This is a genomic window from Marinobacter sp. CH_CUG1437-1 (assembly GCF_037029655.1).
GTDB classification, from domain to species: Bacteria; Pseudomonadota; Gammaproteobacteria; order Pseudomonadales; family Oleiphilaceae; genus Marinobacter; species Marinobacter salsuginis.
Window position 1 is genome coordinate 948133 of sequence record NZ_JAYMEW010000001.1, and the last position, 18648, is coordinate 966780.

An 18648-nucleotide genomic window follows, 5' to 3' on the forward strand; every position below is an offset into this window, starting at 1 on the left:
CCTATGGCCGCCAGACGAATCCTGTTGGGAGTGACCGGTGGTATTGCAGCCTATAAAAGCGCCGAACTTGTGCGTCAGCTGAAAAAGGCCGGCCATGAGGTGCGGGTTGTGATGACCCGAGGAGCAGAAGCTTTTGTGGCACCACTGACCTTTCAGGCTCTGAGTGGCGAGCCAGTTCGGACCTCCTTGCTGGACCCGGAGGCGGAAGCGGGCATGGGGCATATCGAGTTGGCCAAATGGGCCGATCAGGTGGTGATAGCGCCGGCGTCGGCGGATTTCATCGCCCGTCTGGCCCAGGGGATGGCAGACGATCTGCTAACCACTGTCTGCTGTGCAACCGAGGCGCCCATCGCCGTGGTGCCGGCCATGAATCAGGCCATGTGGAGCAACGCCCGTACCCAGAGAAATATCCGGCTTTTGGAAGAAGATCCCCAAATCGAATTGTGGGGGCCCGACCAGGGCGCCCAGGCCTGTGGTGATACCGGTCCCGGGAGAATGCTGGAGCCAGAGGCCATTTTCGGTCTTATTGATCGGGGTAGCGAGGGGGTGCTCTCCGGTAAGACCGTGGTGATTACGGCAGGTCCGACCCGAGAGCCCATCGACCCGGTTCGCTATATCAGTAACCACAGTTCCGGGAAAATGGGCTACGCCCTGGCCAGTGCAGCGAGCAAGGCGGGCGCCCGGGTGATTCTTGTCAGCGGACCGGTGGCCCTGGCGCCTCCGATCGGTGTTGAAGTGCGCCAGGTTCTAACGGCCGAGGACATGTTGCGAGAAGCCTCGAATGCCGTGGATGAGGGTTGCGATCTTTTTATTGCGACGGCGGCGGTGGCGGATTACCGTCCGGAAACCTGCGCCGGAGACAAGATCAAGAAATCCAGTGAGGCCATGGCACTCTCGCTGGTGCGCAACCCGGATACGCTGGCAACCATTGCCGGGCGTGACGACGCGCCCTTTACAGTGGGGTTCGCAGCGGAGACCACTGACGTGGCCAGCTATGCCATCGACAAAATGCAGCGCAAGAAGCTGAACATGATCGTGGCCAACGACGTATCGGCGCCGGGCCTTGGTTTCAACAGCGACAATAATGCGGTAACCGTGTTCTGGCCAGGTGGTCAGACGTCTATCGGCCCGAACAGCAAAACGAACATTGCCCGGGAGCTGGTGGCAATGATAAGCGAACATCTCGACCAGGCCGCCCGCTAATTCAGCGAAGCGTTCCGGTACCACAATCGACAGGACACCTCATGAGCAGGAAAAATCTTCAGGTACGTATTCTGGATGACCGTATCGGTAACCAGATTCCCTTTCCCGAATATGCCACCGAAGGCTCCGCGGGCCTTGATCTGAGAGCCTGCCTGGATGAGCCGCTGACCCTGGAACCGGGCGATACCCAACTGATCCGGACCGGCTTGTCGATCCACATTGCAGATCCTTCCCTGGCGGCCATGATCCTGCCCAGAAGCGGGCTCGGCCACAAACACGGCATTGTCCTTGGCAATCTGGTGGGGTTGATCGATTCGGATTACCAGGGCGAGTTGATGGTGTCCTGCTGGAACCGTGGGCGCACCAGCTTTACCGTGGATGTAGGCGAACGCCTGGCCCAGTTGGTACTGGTGCCGGTCGTCCAGGCGGATTTTGAGGTGGTTTCGGAATTTGACGCCAGTGTCCGTGGTGACGGCGGCTTTGGCTCCACCGGCACGCGGTGACCAGGAGGCCGGCCACGCAGAACCACGCGCCGGCGTCTATACTTTGCGGGTAAATGCTTGTCCAGGACGATAAAATTACAACTGCAGGATGGACTATGAAGCTGGGTAAAAAGAAAGATGCCGACGCGTCCGTTGATGAAAAACCGTCGAAGAAGGCGGTAAAAAAGGAAAAGGCCAGTGCCTCGGGCCCCAAGCTCAAGCGGCTGAATACCGTGGCAGTAAACCAGTCACTGGTCGTGGTTCTGGCGAGCGTAATTGCCGTTGCATTGCTTCATTTTCTGGTGGTCCAGCCTTCGGCAACGGAACGATTTGGCTCGTTGAAAGCGCTCGAGGCCGATGCCGCAGCGCTTCGACTGAACCAGTATTTCGACCAGGTCCAGAAAAGCGTCAATGGTCTTGCCACCCAGCCGCATGTGGTTCAGGCGCTGAGCAGCCCGAACGAGATACCGCCAACCGAAGTGCAGCTGGCGGATTCACTGCCCGGCATAGAGGCAGTCCATCTGTTTCCCTACCGTGACATTCCCCGTACCTCAAGCAATGAGGGGCTGTTGGGGTTCTCGGGCCTTGAACTGGCCCGGCGCGCTGAAACCGGCCAGCGGCTCTTCCCGGACGCCTTCCCGAGGGATGATCGCTGGTTTTTCCAGATGGCCACCCCGGTGCGGAACCCGACAAGCAATGCGGTCATCGGAAGCCTGCTGATCATCTTCGACTCCGCCCAGATCCAGCCGTTGCTGCAAGTGGTCAATTCCAGCCTCGGCGGCCAGTTGGCGCTGGTCCAGACGGTGTCAGGTTCGTCCCGCACCGTAGTCAGCAATGGCAACGGATCCGGAAGCGCCGAATCCCGGAAGCTCGGCAATCCTGACTGGACGGTAACCTATACCCCCGCCAGATCCTCCGCAGCGCCGGTGGATACGTTTATGATCGCTATTCTGGTTGGGGTTCCCGCGCTGATCGCAGCCATTATTGTCTGGGTCCTGCTGGGCGGAGCCCAGAAAGGTCTGCGCCAGGATGTGACCGCTCTGATCCAGTGGGCTCACAAGGTTTTTGGCGGAGAGCGGGTGAAGTTGCCGACCTTCCGCTGGGATATGGTGGCGTCAACCGGTGAGGTGCTGTACCGGTTGTCGCAGGTTGTCGATAAGCGGGTCGCCAAGGCTGGCGAAGCGGCGAAGCCAAAGCAGGCTGCTGCCGGGAAGGCCGGTGCAGGTACCGCCAAGGGCAGCGATGAACCTCTGTTCCAGGAAAAGGACATGCTCGATATCGACATGCTTGATGGCGATGAGGACGTTCTCGGTTTTGGCAGTGGCGAAGATACCGTCTTTGGTTCGGGCGACACCCCGGATGTAGAAGAGGTGGCACTGCCTCAGGTAGAGCTGTCCCAGGATATTTTCCGGGCCTATGACATTCGAGGCATTGTCGGCGAAACCCTGACTGCCGAGGGCGTTGAGGTGATCGGCCGGGCCATTGGTTCCGAAGCCCTGGAGCGTGGTGTCGACAGCCTCTGCATTGGTTATGACGGTCGCCATTCGAGCCCGGATCTTGCGGATGCCCTTGCTCGTGGAGTGATGGCCACCGGGTGCAACGTGATTCATGTGGGCGCCGTGCCCACACCGGTACTCTATTTTGCCACCCACGAACTCCAGACTGGTTCTGGCGTCATGGTCACCGGCAGTCACAACCCCTCCAATTATAACGGTCTGAAAATCATGCTGGGCGGGGAAACCCTCTCGGGGGAAGCCATCCAGAAACTGTATCAGCGAATTCAGACCGGCGATTTTGCCAGCGGTCGGGGCAGTCAGAGCACCGAGGATGTCCGCCGTGCCTATCTGGACCGGATTGTTGGCGATATTGCGGTAGCGGCACCGCTCAAGGTCGTCGTTGATGCCGGCAATGGCATTGCCGGCGAACTCGCACCCATGCTCATTGAAGAGTTGGGCTGTGAGGTGATTCCGTTGTACTGCGAGGTGGATGGTGACTTCCCGAACCATCATCCGGATCCCGGCAAACCGGCAAACCGGCAAACCTTGCGGATCTGATTGCCCGTGTCGAATCGGAAGGTGCTGACATCGGGCTGGCTTTCGACGGCGATGGCGATCGACTCGGCGTGGTCACCAATTCCGGCAAGATCATCTGGCCAGATCGCCTGATGATGTTGTTCGCCCGGGATGTGGTGTCCCGCAATCCGGGTGCTGACGTTCTCTATGACGTGAAGTGCAGCCGCAGGCTGGCCGGTGTGATATCCGAAGCGGGCGGCCGGCCCATCATGTGGAAAACCGGACATTCACTGATGAAAGCAAAAATGAAAGAGACTGGCGCGCTCCTGGCCGGGGAAATGAGCGGTCATATCTTCTTTGGCGAGCGCTGGTACGGTTTTGATGACGGGCTCTATTCCGCCGCCCGCCTGCTGGAAATCCTGGGTATTGAAGACCGGCACAGTGATGAGGTGTTCGAGGATTTCCCGGACGATATCAGCACCCCGGAGCTGAATGTCGAAGTGACCGAAAGCTCCAAGTTCGACATCATAAAACGGCTCGGCGAGGCCGGTGACTTTGGTGACGGCAACATAAGCACCATTGATGGCATCCGTGTGGACTACGCCGACGGCTGGGGGCTGTGTCGGGCATCCAATACCACGCCAGTGCTGGTACTACGCTTCGAGGCGGAGACCGAGGACGCACTGGAGCGAATCAAGTCTGTGTTCCGGGACCAGCTGCAGAAGGCAGCGCCGGATCTGGTGGCAGAGTTTTGATTTGAAAGCCCACTGACGATTTGCAGATCGATAACAACTCAGGATTAACAAGGCAAAAACATGGCGCTGGATCGTGAAACAGCAATGCAGGTGGCTTCGGTACTGAGCCGGGGGCTGCCCTATATTCAAAGATTTACCGGCAAGACCGTGGTCATCAAATATGGCGGTAACGCCATGGAAAACGAAGACCTGAAGAGCAGTTTTGCCCGTGATGTGGTGTTGATGAAACTGGTAGGGATTAACCCGATCGTTGTCCACGGCGGTGGGCCCCAGATCGGAGAGTTGCTGGAACGATTGAATATCCAGTCCCGGTTCGTCAATGGCATGCGGGTCACCGATTCTGAAACCATGGACGTGGTGGAGATGGTGCTCGGTGGCCAGGTCAACAAGGAAATTGTTTCCCTGATCAATTCCCACGGTGGCATGGCGGTGGGGCTCACCGGGAAGGATGCGAACCTGATCCGGGCCCGCAAGCTGGAGGTGGTCAACCGTTCTCCCGAACTGGAGCGGCCCGAAATCATCGACATCGGCCATGTTGGTGAGGTTGCCAGTGTGAACGTGGATGTTATCGACATGCTTACTCGCAGCAACCTGATTCCCGTGATCGCACCAATTGGCGTGGGGCCCGATGGCGCTTCCTACAACATCAACGCTGACCTGGTGGCAGGCAAGGTGGCCGAGGCCATGAAAGCCGAAAAGCTGATCCTGCTGACCAATGTGGCCGGACTCAAGAGCAAGGACGACAAGGTGCTTACCGGGCTCACGGCCAAGCAGGTTAACGAGCTTATCGAAGACGGTACGATTCATGGCGGCATGCTGCCCAAGATCCGGTGCGCCCTCAGTGCGGTGGAGAATGGTGTACGCACGTCCCATATCATCGACGGCAGGGTCGCTCATGCGTGCTTGCTGGAGATCTTCACCGATGAGGGTGTCGGCACCCTGATTTCACGTAACTGACGGCACCCGACAAGGAGTCTCCGGATGAAGCGCCTGCTTGCGACGCTGGTAGTACTGGTTCTGATCGGCTTTGCCGCGTTCAAGGCAGGTGTCTGGTGGCTGGCAGACCAGCGCATGGCTGAAGCAAGACAGGCGCTGGAATCCTACGGTGTGCTGCATCGAGGCAGCATCAGCTCCGGTATTGAGGGCCGACTGGTTCTCAACAATGCCAGTTGGCAGGATTTCGAGCTTACCCAGCCGCTGGATATCGCCCGGGCGGAGTTTGATACTGGTTCACCCGTTGACCTGCTGTCTGCTCTCGCCGATCCGACCAGTCTGCCGGCCCAGTGGACCCTGAGACTAGATGGCCTTGGCCTGACTCTGGACCCGACCATGCTCCGGAACTGGGTCACCGCAGAGGGCGTTAACAGTGAGGGAGATCCGGCGCTGTTTGTCCTGTCATGTGCGCCAGATCCGCGGCAGCAACTGGGGAGCGGCGATCTGATCCGCATGGGCATCACCGCGTTGGCCGGCGATGGTTTCGTGCGCCAGACCCAAGGCAATCTCCACGCGGAGCTGAATACCATCAGCACCGGTAGTCTCGAACTGGACTGGACTGATGCCCGAATCCGGGTTCAGGATTCCGAACTGTCCGTTTTAGACGGTGACGAGCCTATGCGTTTGACCCTGCGCGATGGCGGCCTGATGCGCCGAATCGCCGCCTACTGTGCCCGCGAAGCCGGCATTGAAACCGGCGAATGGGCCGGGCGGGCGGTGGCCGCGCTGGTTGCTGGACTCGAAGCCCGGGGGTTGGCCGCCAGCGATCAGCTGAAGGCGCTTTACCGGCAGTGGCTGCTTGAGGGCGGTGAGCTTACCGTGAACCTGCAACCGGATCAGTCCATGTTTGGTGTTCCTGTCAGAGTGGATGACAACGGTGGCCAGGGCCCAAGCTGGCAAGTTCGCTACAATGGTGCCGGCGTACCGGACGTCTTTCTGACCGAGGCCGAGCCTGTTGTTCAGGAAACACCAGAAGTGGCGGTTGAGCCAGTGGTGCCAAGAGAAGATCCTGAGACCGAAAGCTGGTACCCGGCGGAACTGGAGAGCGCCGAACAATGGATTGACCGGCAGGTTCGGGTAACCCTGTCCAACGATAATGTTGTGGAGGGTCGTCTGGTGAGCGTCAGCGAGCGTGAGCTGGAAGTGGCCCGCGTGGTTGCCGGTGGTGAAGTCGCCTATCCGATGTTGACCAGGGCGATCGTCAACTTTGAAGTCTGGCGTCGTGGCCGTGCACAATGATTCCAGTGGGAATCTGAGAGGAAACTATGTCGCAGTCCGATAGCAAATCCGCAACGGTGCCGGGCATTCGTGACATGCTTGCCCGCCTGATATCGCTGCCTTCCATCAGCAGCGCGTCGGCGAAGTGGGATCACAGCAATGAGCCCGTGGTGCGAACGCTGGCCGAATGGCTCGAGGCTCTCGGGTTTTCTGTGGAAATCCTGGAAGTGCCGGGGATGCCCGGAAAGTACAATCTGATCGGAACCCTCGGCAGCGGCCCGGGTGGTCTGGTGCTGTCCGGCCACACCGACACAGTGCCCTTTGATGACAAACGCTGGCAGAGCGATCCCTTTACCCTGACCGAGCGGGACAACCGCTGGTACGGGCTGGGCACCTGTGACATGAAAGGTTTTTTTCCGTTGGCCATCGAGGCGGCCAGGGCCTTTGTGAACGAAGATCTCAAGCAGCCCTTGATCATACTGGCCACGGCCGACGAAGAGAGTTCGATGGATGGCGCCCGGGCCCTGGCCGAAGCCGGCAAGCCCAAGGCCCGCTACGCGGTCATCGGCGAGCCCACTAGCCTGAAACCGGTGCGCATGCACAAGGGCATCATGATGGAGCGCCTGAAATTCGAGGGCCAGTCCGGCCACTCCTCCAACCCGGCCCTCGGCCGCAATGCCATGGAAGGAATGCACGAAGCGCTCACAGAATTGCTGGCACTCCGGTCAGGCTGGCAGGAAAAATACCGGAACCCGAACTTTGAAGTGCAGTTTCCAACCCTGAACCTGGGCTGCATCCACGGCGGTGACAACCCCAACCGCATCTGCGCCCAGTGCGAGCTGCACTTTGACTTGCGTCCACTGCCGGGCATGAACATGGAAACGCTGCGCCAGACCATCCTGAGCAAGGTCCAGCCGATTGCGGAGCGTCGGGAGCTGTCGCTGGAATTCGAGCCACTCTTCGACGGCGTGCCACCCTTCGAAACCCCGGCCGATGCGGCCCTGGTCAAAGCCTGTGAAAAGCTCACCGGTCACACGGCCCACGCAGTCGCTTTCGCCACAGAAGCGCCCTGGTTACAGAAACTCGGCCTGGAAACCCTGGTCATGGGCCCCGGATCCATCGATCAGGCGCACCAACCGGATGAATTTATAGAGCTGTCCCAGCTGGAGCCAACCGTTAAAGTACTGCGAGGGCTTATCCGACAGTTTTGCCTTTAAGACGGAGTCCGGGTCAAATAGGGGGCTGAACACTGTCGGGAGCCCTCTCCAAAACACGCCCGTAAATACGTCCCTGTAGGGCTCGGTCGCGCCATCCCTGGCGCTCCACGGTTTTGGAGAGGGCTTCCGACAGTGTTCGTCAAACTGAATTGCAGGCCGCGTAAAGAAAAAAGCTTGGAGTATTCGAATTGAAATCAAACGACTGGCTGCATGGATTCCGCCATTCATCCCCTTACATCAACGCCCACCGCGGGCGTACGGTTGTGCTGACCATACCGGGGGATGCGATTGAACACGGGAATTTTATCAACATCATCCATGACATCGCGCTGCTGAGCAGCCTTGGCGTGCGGCTGGTCGTTGCCTTCGGTGCCCGCCCGCAAATCCAGGCGCGGCTGGATGGCGCCGGGGTGGAATCGTCGTTTGCCAAAGGGCTGCGGATTACACCGCAAGAGCACCTTGGCATGGTGATGGAGGCCATCGGTGGCCTGAGAGCTTACCTGGAAAGCCACCTTTCCATGGGGCTGGTGAATTCGCCGATGCACAATGCCCGTATTCGGGTGAGTGGGGGTAATTATGTGGCCGCCAAGCCGGTGGGTGTGCTGGATGGTATTGATTTTGGCCACACCGGCAAGGTGCGCCGGGTGGATGTGGCCGGCATCGAGAAACTGCTGGAGTTGGGGCACATTGTTCTATTACCGCCGATGGGTTATTCGCCCACCGGGGACGCCTTTAATCTCTCCTACGAGGATGTTGGTAGTCAGGTAGCGGCGGCGCTGCAGGCCGAAAAGCTGATGGTGTTTATCGATGATCCCGGCTTGCAGGAAGAGGACAGCAGCCTGATCAGGGAGCTGTCAGCGCGTCAGGCGTCCGAACGTCTGGCTTCCGGTGCGGTAACCGGTCACGATGCGGATCTGCTCAGGGCGGCCTGTGATGCCTGTGTGAAGGGCGTACGGCGTGCTCACATCATTAGCTATGTGGACGACGGGGCGTTGCTGAAAGAACTGTTCACTCGGGACGGTGCCGGCACGCTGGTGAGCGGCGATCACTACGAACAGTTCCGCCAGGCCAGGGTTGAGGATATTGGCGGGATTCTGGAACTGATTCAGCCATTGGAGGAGCAGGGCATTCTTGTGCGCCGTTCCCGGGAGATGCTGGAAACCGAAATTGACCGTTTTGTCGTGGCAGAGCGAGACGGGACCATCGTGGGCTGTGCCGCTCTTTACAGTTACCCCGAGGAAGGTGCCGGCGAGCTGTCCTGTTTTGCCGTGGATCCAAACTATCGCCGCGCCGGGCGGGGTGACGAGATTCTGGCGATGGTGGAGAAGCTGGCCAGGGGGCAGGGCATCCAGAAGCTGTTTGTGCTCACCACCCAGACGGAGCACTGGTTCCGGGAGCGGGGCTTCCAGCCTTCCACCGTGCAGGCCCTGCCCGGGCCGAAGCTGGCCTCCTACAATACCCAGCGGAACTCAAAGGTGTTCTTCAAACCGCTGTGACAGGGCCGCCAGGTGTTCAGACCTCTGGGGTTCCGGTTGCTCCGACAGCGTCTCGACGGCCTTGTAAAAGCTCGCAAAGTCGTAGTCTGCATTTCGAAGCATCTGCCGGAATGCCGGTACATGCTGGTTGTACTGGCGAAACAGCGCAACGTTGGCATTGTTCAGACTGACCGGTGCGGGTCCGAAAGGGCCCGGCTCGGGCCAGTCTGCGGAAAGCTCCTGATAGGCTAGCGCCAGGTCTTCGAAAATGGCCGTTTTCCGGTTTCGCAGTTGGTCATCAGACAAGCGGTCCTGTTCGGCGTACAGTGCCTGCAGGCGGGCGCTGAAGTCCTCCACCAGGGCCAGTGTCTGGTTGCGGCGGGCGAGACGGTCCAGGGCTTGCCGGAACTGACCGGGGGTGCCCTGCTCCGAGAGCCAGAGTCTCAGTCCTTCCAGCTCCACGGCGGTGGCGAAGCTTTCGTTAAAGGCCGTGTCATCGGCAATGTAGACCACCCGGTGGGCCAGTTCATGGAACATCAGCGCGACCATGCGGTCTGCCGCCAATCGGGTAAAGCCGGTGTGCAGCGGGTCATCAAACCAGCCAAGGGTGGAATAGGCCGTCACACCGCCAATGAAGGTGTCGAAGCCTCTGTCCTGGAATTGCGCCTCCTCGGCACGCGCATCTTCCAGATTGAAGTACCCCCGGTAGGCCTGGCAGCCGAGAACGGGGTAGCACCAGCGGTGTGGCTCCAGCGAGAATTCGGGCACGGCCACCAGATTGACCACCACCCAGGGTCTGTTGAGCTCCACGTAGTCGCTGAAGGCGTCTCCCACCGGTAGGGCCAGTCGTTGGGCGGCGAAGTGTCGGGCCTGCTGTGTCAGCGAGAGTTTTCCTCGCAACTCCAGTGGGTTTTCATTATTTGCGAGGATCTTCTCCACCGGTTCCCCGGCCATTATCAACGATATATGCCCACTGACAGCTTGCGAATAGTAGCCAATGGTCGAACAGCCGTTAAGCATTGTTACCAGTAGCAAAAGTAGATAGATCTGACTAAGCTGTTTCATGGGTCAGGATGTTATAGTGGATTGGTTTGCCTGTGGGGGCCAGGCCGCTATAGTACAATCATGGTCTCTATAGTAGCAGCCGGTGGCATCCGCCATCGTTTCAGGGACGTGAGTCGGTACCGGGCAGTGTCCCCGGTGACTGTTCCGGCTTTGCGAGATATCAGGTAGTTCATGGATCCGAGAGAACGTCGTAGCAGCCCCCGCCAACCTATCAAGCTTGCCGCTCAGATTGATTTGGGAACCGGTGAGGCGTGGCCGTGCCAGATCGCCGATTTTTGTGCAGAGGGCCTTTTCGTTCGCTATTCGAGTGAAACCTCGAAGAAGTTGGATCGGGCGTTTGCATCCGGCACGCCGCCGGAACTGGTGGTTCGTTTTCGTGGCCTGGATGGCGCCCGCCGCCATGAACTGCACGTCAGTATTGTCCGGCGGATTGATGGCGCCATGGGGGTCAATTTCAGCCGCCCGAACCCGGAAGCGGTTGATGCCATGCTGCAGCAGTGCGGTGGCTCCCGCCGACAGGATCGCTCCTCTCTCCGGGCCCCCAGCGACCGGATCCAGTTTGTTCTGCATCAGTCCGCCAAGGCGGTGATCCAGTTCATCGAGCCGTTGATGGACGCCTGTTTTGTGCAGATGGTGGAGGGCCTGAAACAGGCGGCCCAGAAAGCCTCAAATGATCAACAGGCGAATGAATACATGGACGCCTCGGGGCAGATCCAGGCCCGGCAACGGGTCATCTGGCACCAGATGGCGAGAAGCCTGGAATCGCCGTTGAAGCCTGCCCCAAAAGGCTTTCCCGGCTCCGAGCTCTCGGTGGTGGACAAGGGCGAGTTCGAGGACTGGCTGACCATCCGGGTGATGGTGACCAAAGCGGATACCCAGTACCGCGGCGACCTTCTGCAGCTCAAGCTCCGGCTGGACAAGCTTGGCATCGCCAATGCCACCGGCCACCACAACCCTCTCGGACCATCCCTGGTCTGTGAAGCCTTCCACAATGGACTAAATCAGCTCAAGGCTTCCCGGGAGGTGGAGAAAGTCTGCCTGCGGGTCTTCGAGCAGACCGTGCTGCAGCAGTTGGGGCCTCTTTACAAGGAACTCAACGATATCCTGATTCGACACGGCGTTTTGCCGGACCTGGATCTCAGCAAGTATCTGAGCGAGCAGGCCGGGGCGAAGCCGGAGCAAAAGAAGGAGACGGTTCAGCCAGAGCCGGTATCGGCGGAGAGTGCCCCTGACGCATCGGAACCAGCCCCAGAGGCGGAACAGGACAGCGCCAGATCGGCGCAACCTCGCCGCAAACCCGGAATGCTGGGTGGCGAATTCCGGGGCTATGCCCAGGCCGCGCAGACTGCATTTGCAACTGTACGCAATCTTCTCAATACCCTGAGTGCGAGCCGTGTGGCCCGGGGCGATCCGGAACCCATGCCGTTCCAGCCAAACGCCAGACCACTGTCGCCCGGAGAGCTCCAGCGAGAACTCCAGCAGTTGCAGTCACAGACCGTCGAAGCCGGGGAAGAGCTCGCGCCGTTAAAAGACCGTGTGGTAGAGAAGGTCAAGGCGAGCGGTGACAACAGGCTGGATGAAGAACAGCAGGAAACGGTTGATGTGGTCGACCGCTTTTTCAAGTCGGTGGTGGAAAGCCCCAAACTCAGTGAATATGCCCAGCAGCGCATGCGGCAGCTGGAAGTGCCCGTTCTGAAAGTGGTCATGAGGGACCCTGCGTTTTTTGATGACCAGGACAGCCCGGTTCGTGGGGTGATGAACCGCCTGGCTCAATTGGGTGTCAAGGGTGGCCGGATCAATCCGGTGGTCCAGCGTCGGGTTGATGAGCTGGTGCAGCGGATCACCACGGATTTTGAGCAGGATACCGGAGTATTTGAGCATACGGTCCAAGAGCTGGACACCCTGATCGATCGCCAGAATCTTGTCTATCGCAGGAATGTGGAGCGTGTGACGGCCGCAGCAGAAGGCGCCCAGAAGGTAGCGGAATCCAAGAAGGCCGTGGCCGACGTGCTGGACCAGAAACTGGGCGGGCGCAAGGTTCCCAGGGCGGTGCTGAGCCTGTTGGACGGCGGTTGGCGTGATCTGCTCTCGCTGACCTGGATCCGACAGGGGCCTGACAGCCAGCTCTGGCAGGATTACCTGGCGGTGATTGATTCCCTGCTGTCGTTCGCCGACGACCCCAACAGCACGATTAACCTGCCTGAATTGCTGCGGGTCATTCAGGATGGCCTGGCTTCCATTTCCAGTAACCATATGCCCTCATCCCAGATCCGTGACGAGCTCAAGCAGTTCCTGGTTCGCAGCCCGGAAAAAAGCCCCGAGCTGGTTGAGGTGCCGCCGGCCAAGCCGGAGCAGCCGGACACGAAAAAACTGTCCGATCGTGAACAGCGCAGCCTTCAGCGCTGGATCAATCGGGCCCAGCAACTGCGCACCGGTGACTGGCTGCGGGACCAGGAAAACCCCAAGGAGCCCCAGTACATCCGTCTGGTCTGGATTGCCCGCGGGTTCAGCCGGTTCGTGTTTGTGAACCATCAGGGCATGCGGGTGGTGGAGCTCGAGCTTGAGGCCCTGGCCCGTCAGATGCGCAAGGGGATTATCGTCCCCGATAGTCAGTACGAGCGACCACTGGTGGATGAGAGCATCGACCGCATGGTTCGCAAGGTCTACGACCAGCTGTCCTGGGCTTCCACCCATGATGAGCTGACGGGACTTCTGGGGCGCCGGGAGTTCGAACGGATGCTGGATCAGCAACTGGCCCGCCGGGAAGACGAGCGCTCCCTGGTGCGTCTGGATCTCCGCCGTTTCCGCCTGCTGAACGATACTGCCGGCTACCAGGCCGGCGATGAGACCCTCAAACGGGTGGCGGATATTCTGCGCAGTCACGTGGGGGATGGTATGCCTGTGGCCAGGCTGGCGGGCAATGAGTTTGCCATGCTGGTGCCCTCCGAGAGTGCCAGTGATGCCGCCAGGGATCTGGTCAAGGCAGTGGAGGCCGCCGAGTTCAGATTTGGCGGCAGGGATTACCGGCTTTCGGCCAGCGCCGGCGTCGTTCCCACCTTGCCGGCACTGGTCAGTGCCGAACGCTGGTTGCGGGCTTCTGAAGAGGCCCTGGCAGCTTCCCGGCAGCAGGGTCATGGAAAGGTGTCGGAGTATGCGCTTGATGCCGGGGATCAGGCTCGCCAGGAACAGATTGCCGCCAAGGTTGCCAGTCTCAGTGATTTGAATGAGGAACGCATGTTGCTGCGTTGCCAGAAGATCATACCTCTGCACGCCAAAGCCTCCATGGCGGCGCAGTACGAGGTGCTGATCAGCATGTACGATGACGACGGCAACCTCATTACCGGTCGGGACTTTGTTCGGATGGCCGAGCGTTATGACCGTATGCAGGCGGTGGATCGCTGGGTGGTCGGCCACATGCTGGACTGGCTCAGGGAGCAGGCACCGGACCCACGGCATTTTGGTGGTGTCTGCATCAACCTGTCCGGTTACTCCATGAACGATCAATCGCTGCTGGAGTTCATCTACGAGAAGCTGAGTGAGAAGGATGCGCCCATAGAACGGTTGTGGTTCGAGCTGACCGAAGCCTCGGCGATCAACGACGTGCAGTCAGTCGCGGATTTCATTATCGAGATGAAAGAACTCGGATGCCGGTTCTGTCTGGGCAACTTCGGTAGTGGCCCAAGCTCGTTCGAGTTCATGCGTTCCCTGCCCGTGGATCTGATCAAGATTGACAGTGCCTTTACCGGCCAGCTTGCAACCAGCGAGACCGATCGGGCAATGGTGCGCTCTATGGTGGATATGGCCCATTACATGCGTCGGGAAGTGATTGCTTCCCAGGTTGAGTCCCGGGACGTCCTGGACATGCTCAGGCAGCTGGGTGTCGACTATGCCCAGGGCTTCGTGGTCGAGAAGCCCCGTTTACTCGACAGTCTCACCTGATTCCGGCAATCTGCCCCTATGTCAAAACGCCATCCGATCATAGCGGTAACCGGTTCATCCGGTGCGGGAACCACCACCACCGGCCAGATTTTCAGCCGGATGTTCGCCAGTGAAGGGCTGAACGCCGCCATGGTCAGCGGGGACAGCTTCCACCGTTACAACCGTGAACAGATGGCCAGGCTCGCTGCGAAGGGCCAGTTCGGTGAGCGTAACCACTTTGCGCTGGCGGCCAATCACATCGACAAGCTCGAAGCCCTTTTCTACGATTACGGTCACACCGGTAACGGCCGTTACCGGCAATATGTCCACGACGAGGACCGACGGCTGGTGGAAGCCGGACACAAGCCCGGAACCTTCACGCCCTGGGGGCCCTTACCCCCGGACACGGATTTGCTGTTTTACGAGGGGCTGCATGGCGGCGTCGTCAGCGAAACCTGCAATATTGCCCAGTACGTGGACCTGTTGATCGGAGTGGTGCCCATTGTGAACCTCGAATGGATCCAGAAGATCCACCGGGACACCCACAAGCGGGGATACAGCCAGGAAGCGGTGGTGGAAACCATCATCAACCGCATGGATGACTATGTTCACGATATCGTTCCCCAGTTTTCTCATACCCACATCAACTTCCAGCGCATTCCACTGGTGGACACGTCCAATCCCTTTGTTGTCCGGGACGTTCCGACCGAGGACGAGAGCATGCTGGTTATCCGGTTCCGCGATCAATCTGAAGTGGATTTTCCTTACCTGCTGCAGGTGATCTCTGGCAGCAGCCTTTCCCGACACGACACCCTCGTGATTCCGGGCACAAAAATGCCGCTGGCCATGGACCTGATTGTCAGGCCCATGGTGCAGCGGCTGATGGCAAGAAAGCCATTCGCCTGATCCGTCAGGCCGTCAGTCGGCCGTCCCGGTAATCCCGAAGCGTCTGCTCAATTTCCTCCCGGGTATTCATCACGAACGGGCCGTACTGGACCACAGGTTCACCAATGGGCTTGCCGGCGATCAGCAGCAGGCGCGCCCCAGATTCTCCGGCAGTGAGAGCAATCCGGTCTCCGTTGTCACCCAGAATGTTGGCAGCGCTGCGTTGAAGTGCGCGATCGGCCAGGTTGGCGGTGCCCTCGTACAGGTACAGCATGGCATTGTGACCCTCCGGAACCGGCAGCGTCACACTTGCACCCGATTCGAGATGGATGTCAGCGTAGATTGGCTGGGTGCTTCGATCCGCTACTGAGCCCTCGTGAAGCTGGCCCTCGATCTCCATGTTGCCGGCGATGAGCTTTACCTTGCCGCCTTCAAAGACGATCTCAGGGATCTCTTCCGGCTGGATATCGCGGTAACCCGCTTCTGTCATTTTCTCTGCCGCGGGCAGATTCAGCCAGAGCTGGAAACCCCGCATCACGCCTTCTTCCTGCTGCGGCATTTCCGAGTGAATGATCCCACGGCCGGCGGTCATCCACTGAACGCCGCCATTGCGCAGGTCGCCGCGGTTCCCCAGGTGATCCTCGTGCAGCATGTGCCCCTCGATCATATAGGTCACCGTCTCGAAACCCCGGTGAGGGTGCGATGGAAAACCGGCGATATAGTCGGCGGCCTCGGCGGAGCCGAACTCGTCCAGCATCAGGAACGGATCCAGGCGGATATTCTGTTGCTGGCCGATGGAGCGCTTGATGCGCACGCCGGCACCGTCGGAAGTTTCCAGGGCTGGAATAATCTGTTTCAGGGAGCGCAGGGTCATGGTGTCCTCCTCTCGTTAGCTCATGACTCCATTAAAACGGCAGACGAGGGGAGAATAAAACGCAGAATTCTGGCGGGTGACATCAAAAAAACTGAAGGACCCGTGACGCCCCGGGCGGAGCGTCACGGGAGGCGATCATTCGACGTTGCGGGAATAGAAAATCTCAAGCATCTCACGGCGCAGGCGGTCTTCGATGGACTGTGCTTCCGCCGGGTCGAGATCACTGGCGTTTACCCCGAAGACATAGTTATCGAGATTGAAGTTCTTCAGCATCATCTTGGTGTGGAACAGGTTTTCCTGGTACACGTTCACATCGATCATCTGATACGCGTTCTGGGTATCCTCGGTCAGATAGTTCTGGATCGAATTGATGTCGTGATCAATGTAGTGTTTGGTACCGTCCACATCGCGGGTAAAGCCGCGAACCCGGTAGTCCACAGTGACGACATCAGAATCGAAGCTGTGGATCAGGTAGTTCAGCACTTTCAGCGGTGAGATCAGACCACAGGTGGAGACATCGATGTCAGCCCGGAAGGTGCTTACGCCATCATGGGGGTGGCTTTCCGGGTAGGTGTGCACGGTGACGTGGCTCTTGTCCAGGTGCGCAACGATGGTATCCGGCAGCGGCCCCGGGGATTCCTCGTTGTCCGGTTCTTCGCCATTGGTCAGTTCATGCTCGGCAATCAGCATGGTGACCGAAGCGCCGTGTGGCTCGTAATCCTGGCGCGCAATGTTCAGGACGTTGGCGCCAATGATTTTGACCACGTCGGTCAGAATCTGGGTGAGACGCTCGGCGTTGTACATCTCATCGATGTAGTCAATGTAGGCCTTGCGTTGCTCTTCGGTCTGCGCATAACAGATGTCGTAGATGTTAAAGCTCAGGGATTTGGTCAGGTTGTTAAAACCATGCAGCTGGAGTTTTGATTCCATGCTCAGCCCCTCCGGATCGTGGAGATGAATGACTGCAGAGCTGCATTGCTGCGCTCTGCCGAGGCCGCCACCGACTACTGACCGGGTTGTTCACCTTTTGCGCAGACCGGCGGAGAGGGTGCGTATTATGCACACCGCAAGTGACGTTGAATAGTATTTGCAATGACATTTTAGCATCCGTGATTTCCGCTGCATTCGACCCACGGAATCTGGCCCATGGATGGTGTCGAAGCGCCTTGTCAGGCCTGCTATTCTGCCTCATGCACCTCATAGGTGTGACTGATCTCAACGCCCGCCTTTTCCAGCATTATGGAAGCTGAGCAATACTTTTCTGCCGACAGGCTGACGGCCCGCTTGACCAGGTTCTCCTTGAGGTTTTTGCCGGTTACCACGAAATGCAGGTGAATGCGGGTAAACACGGCGGGCACCGCGTCGGCACGCTCTGCCTCAAGTTCGGCATGGCAGGTGGTCACGTCCTGGCGGCTTTTCTTCAGGATGCTCATGACATCAAACGCAGAGCAGCCTCCCAGACCCATCAGCAGCATTTCCATCGGGCGCGGACCCAGGTTCTGGCCGCCGTGGTCCGGTGGACCATCCAGCTGGACACTGTGGCCGCTGCCGCTGGTGGCTTTAAAACTGGCGTTGCCGGTCCAGTCAATGGTTGCTTTCATGGGACGACTCTCCGTTGTAATAAGACGGGACCAACACTTGCGGTGGCCCGGATGAAAATGATCTGTGACGGGATGCTAGCACAACCGGCCTCGCCAGGCAGGCTGATCCCGGATACATGTTGTATACTCTTTCCGGTTGCCCGCAACAGACCTTCTTGTTATAAGTTGCGCAGTTTTGCAGTAAAAAAGAACGAACCCGCAAGGAAAGCCGGGTGCATAAAAAACATTGGGACCCGCCAGTATCTGAGGAGGCACGACTCGCATTATGGCCACTATCGTCAAGCCGGTTGAGCAGAAAACCAAGCATCTCGACTATTTCCTTTCGCAGTGTCATCGTCGTCGTTACCCAGCCAAGAGCACGATTATCTATGCCGGTGACAAGAGCGATTCACTGTTCTACATCGTCAAGGGATCAGTAACCGTCATCATTGAGGATGATGATGGTCGCGAGATGATCATGGCCTATCTGAACGCCGGCGACTTCTTCGGTGAGATGGGCCTGTTTGACAACATGGATTCCCGCAGTGCCTGGGTGAAGGCGAAAACCGAGTGCGAGGTGGCGGAGATCAGCTACACCAAATTCCGGGAAATCGCCCAGCAGGATCCAAGGGTCCTGTACTTCATTGGCGAACAGATGGCCTCGCGACTGCGCCAGACTACCCGTAAGGTCGGCGACCTGGCGTTCCTGGATGTCACCGGCCGTGTTGCCCGTACACTGCTGGACCTGTGCAAGGAACCGGATGCCATGACTCACCCGGATGGAATGCAGATCAAGATCACGCGCCAGGAAATCGGGCGGATCGTCGGCTGTTCCCGGGAGATGGTTGGTCGGGTGCTGAAAACGCTGGAGGATCAGGGACTGGTGCGCGTCAAGGGCAAGACCATGGTGGTCTACGGCACGCGCTGAGCGTTATTGCTGTTCATCCTGTTTTTGAAAAGACCGCTATCAA

Annotated in this window: 13 protein-coding genes and 1 pseudogene; 10 read left to right on the plus strand and 4 right to left on the minus strand. The window is 58.9% G+C overall.

Features of this window, described 5'->3' with window-relative positions; all coding sequences use genetic code 11:
• Positions 1–3: 3 nt before the first annotated feature.
• The 7 genes and pseudogenes from coaBC to argA all read left to right on the plus strand — a co-directional run bounded on the left by coaBC (position 4) and on the right by argA (position 9376).
• A complete protein-coding gene (coaBC, locus tag WA411_RS04280) occupies positions 4–1203 on the plus strand; it encodes a bifunctional phosphopantothenoylcysteine decarboxylase/phosphopantothenate--cysteine ligase CoaBC (protein ID WP_209399720.1) in 1200 nt (399 codons plus the stop codon).
• A 41-nt stretch (positions 1204–1244) separates the two neighbouring features.
• Complete coding sequence (dut, locus tag WA411_RS04285) at positions 1245–1706, plus strand: dUTP diphosphatase (protein ID WP_069182121.1); 462 nt, start codon at positions 1245–1247, stop codon at positions 1704–1706.
• A gap of 95 nt (positions 1707–1801) precedes the next feature.
• A pseudogene (locus WA411_RS04290) lies at positions 1802–4452 on the plus strand (phosphomannomutase/phosphoglucomutase).
• 60 nt (positions 4453–4512) lie between these two features.
• Positions 4513–5409 (plus strand): acetylglutamate kinase, encoded by an 897-nt coding sequence (gene argB / locus WA411_RS04295; protein ID WP_209399722.1) that lies wholly within the window; start codon positions 4513–4515, stop codon positions 5407–5409.
• 24 nt (positions 5410–5433) lie between these two features.
• A complete protein-coding gene (locus tag WA411_RS04300; protein ID WP_069182118.1) occupies positions 5434–6684 on the plus strand; it encodes an acetylornithine deacetylase in 1251 nt (416 codons plus the stop codon).
• A gap of 26 nt (positions 6685–6710) precedes the next feature.
• The gene (argE, locus tag WA411_RS04305; RefSeq protein WP_069182117.1) at positions 6711–7880 is read left to right on the plus strand and encodes an acetylornithine deacetylase; all 1170 of its coding nucleotides are present in this window, start codon (positions 6711–6713) and stop codon (positions 7878–7880) included.
• A 188-nt stretch (positions 7881–8068) separates the two neighbouring features.
• Positions 8069–9376, plus strand: coding sequence for an amino-acid N-acetyltransferase (gene argA, locus WA411_RS04310; protein WP_291904469.1), 1308 nt, complete (start codon positions 8069–8071; stop codon positions 9374–9376).
• On the opposite strand, the gene WA411_RS04315 is transcribed toward argA, so the two are convergent.
• Entirely contained in the window at positions 9350–10420 is a 1071-nt protein-coding gene (locus WA411_RS04315) for an aminopeptidase (RefSeq protein ID WP_291904467.1), read from the minus strand. The genes argA and WA411_RS04315 overlap by 27 nt on opposite strands.
• 171 nt (positions 10421–10591) lie before the next feature.
• Between WA411_RS04315 and WA411_RS04320 the strand changes: the two genes are divergently transcribed.
• The gene (locus WA411_RS04320) at positions 10592–14359 is read left to right on the plus strand and encodes a DUF1631 family protein (protein ID WP_291904466.1); all 3768 of its coding nucleotides are present in this window, start codon (positions 10592–10594) and stop codon (positions 14357–14359) included.
• Between the two features lie 18 nt (positions 14360–14377).
• Complete coding sequence (locus WA411_RS04325; RefSeq protein ID WP_069182113.1) at positions 14378–15244, plus strand: phosphoribulokinase; 867 nt, start codon at positions 14378–14380, stop codon at positions 15242–15244.
• A gap of 4 nt (positions 15245–15248) precedes the next feature.
• Here the strand turns inward: WA411_RS04325 and WA411_RS04330 are convergent, their stop codons facing one another.
• From WA411_RS04330 to WA411_RS04340, 3 genes are all read right to left on the minus strand, one after another.
• Entirely contained in the window at positions 15249–16097 is an 849-nt protein-coding gene (locus WA411_RS04330) for a pirin family protein (RefSeq protein WP_291904463.1), read from the minus strand.
• A gap of 135 nt (positions 16098–16232) precedes the next feature.
• A complete protein-coding gene (speD, locus tag WA411_RS04335) occupies positions 16233–17027 on the minus strand; it encodes an adenosylmethionine decarboxylase (protein WP_069182111.1) in 795 nt (264 codons plus the stop codon).
• A gap of 248 nt (positions 17028–17275) precedes the next feature.
• Entirely contained in the window at positions 17276–17698 is a 423-nt protein-coding gene (locus tag WA411_RS04340; RefSeq protein WP_069182110.1) for an OsmC family protein, read from the minus strand.
• Positions 17699–17963: 265 nt separating this feature from the next.
• On the opposite strand from WA411_RS04340, the gene crp reads away from it, so the two are divergent.
• Complete coding sequence (gene crp, locus WA411_RS04345) at positions 17964–18605, plus strand: cAMP-activated global transcriptional regulator CRP (protein ID WP_007153756.1); 642 nt, start codon at positions 17964–17966, stop codon at positions 18603–18605.
• Positions 18606–18648 lie beyond the last annotated feature (43 nt).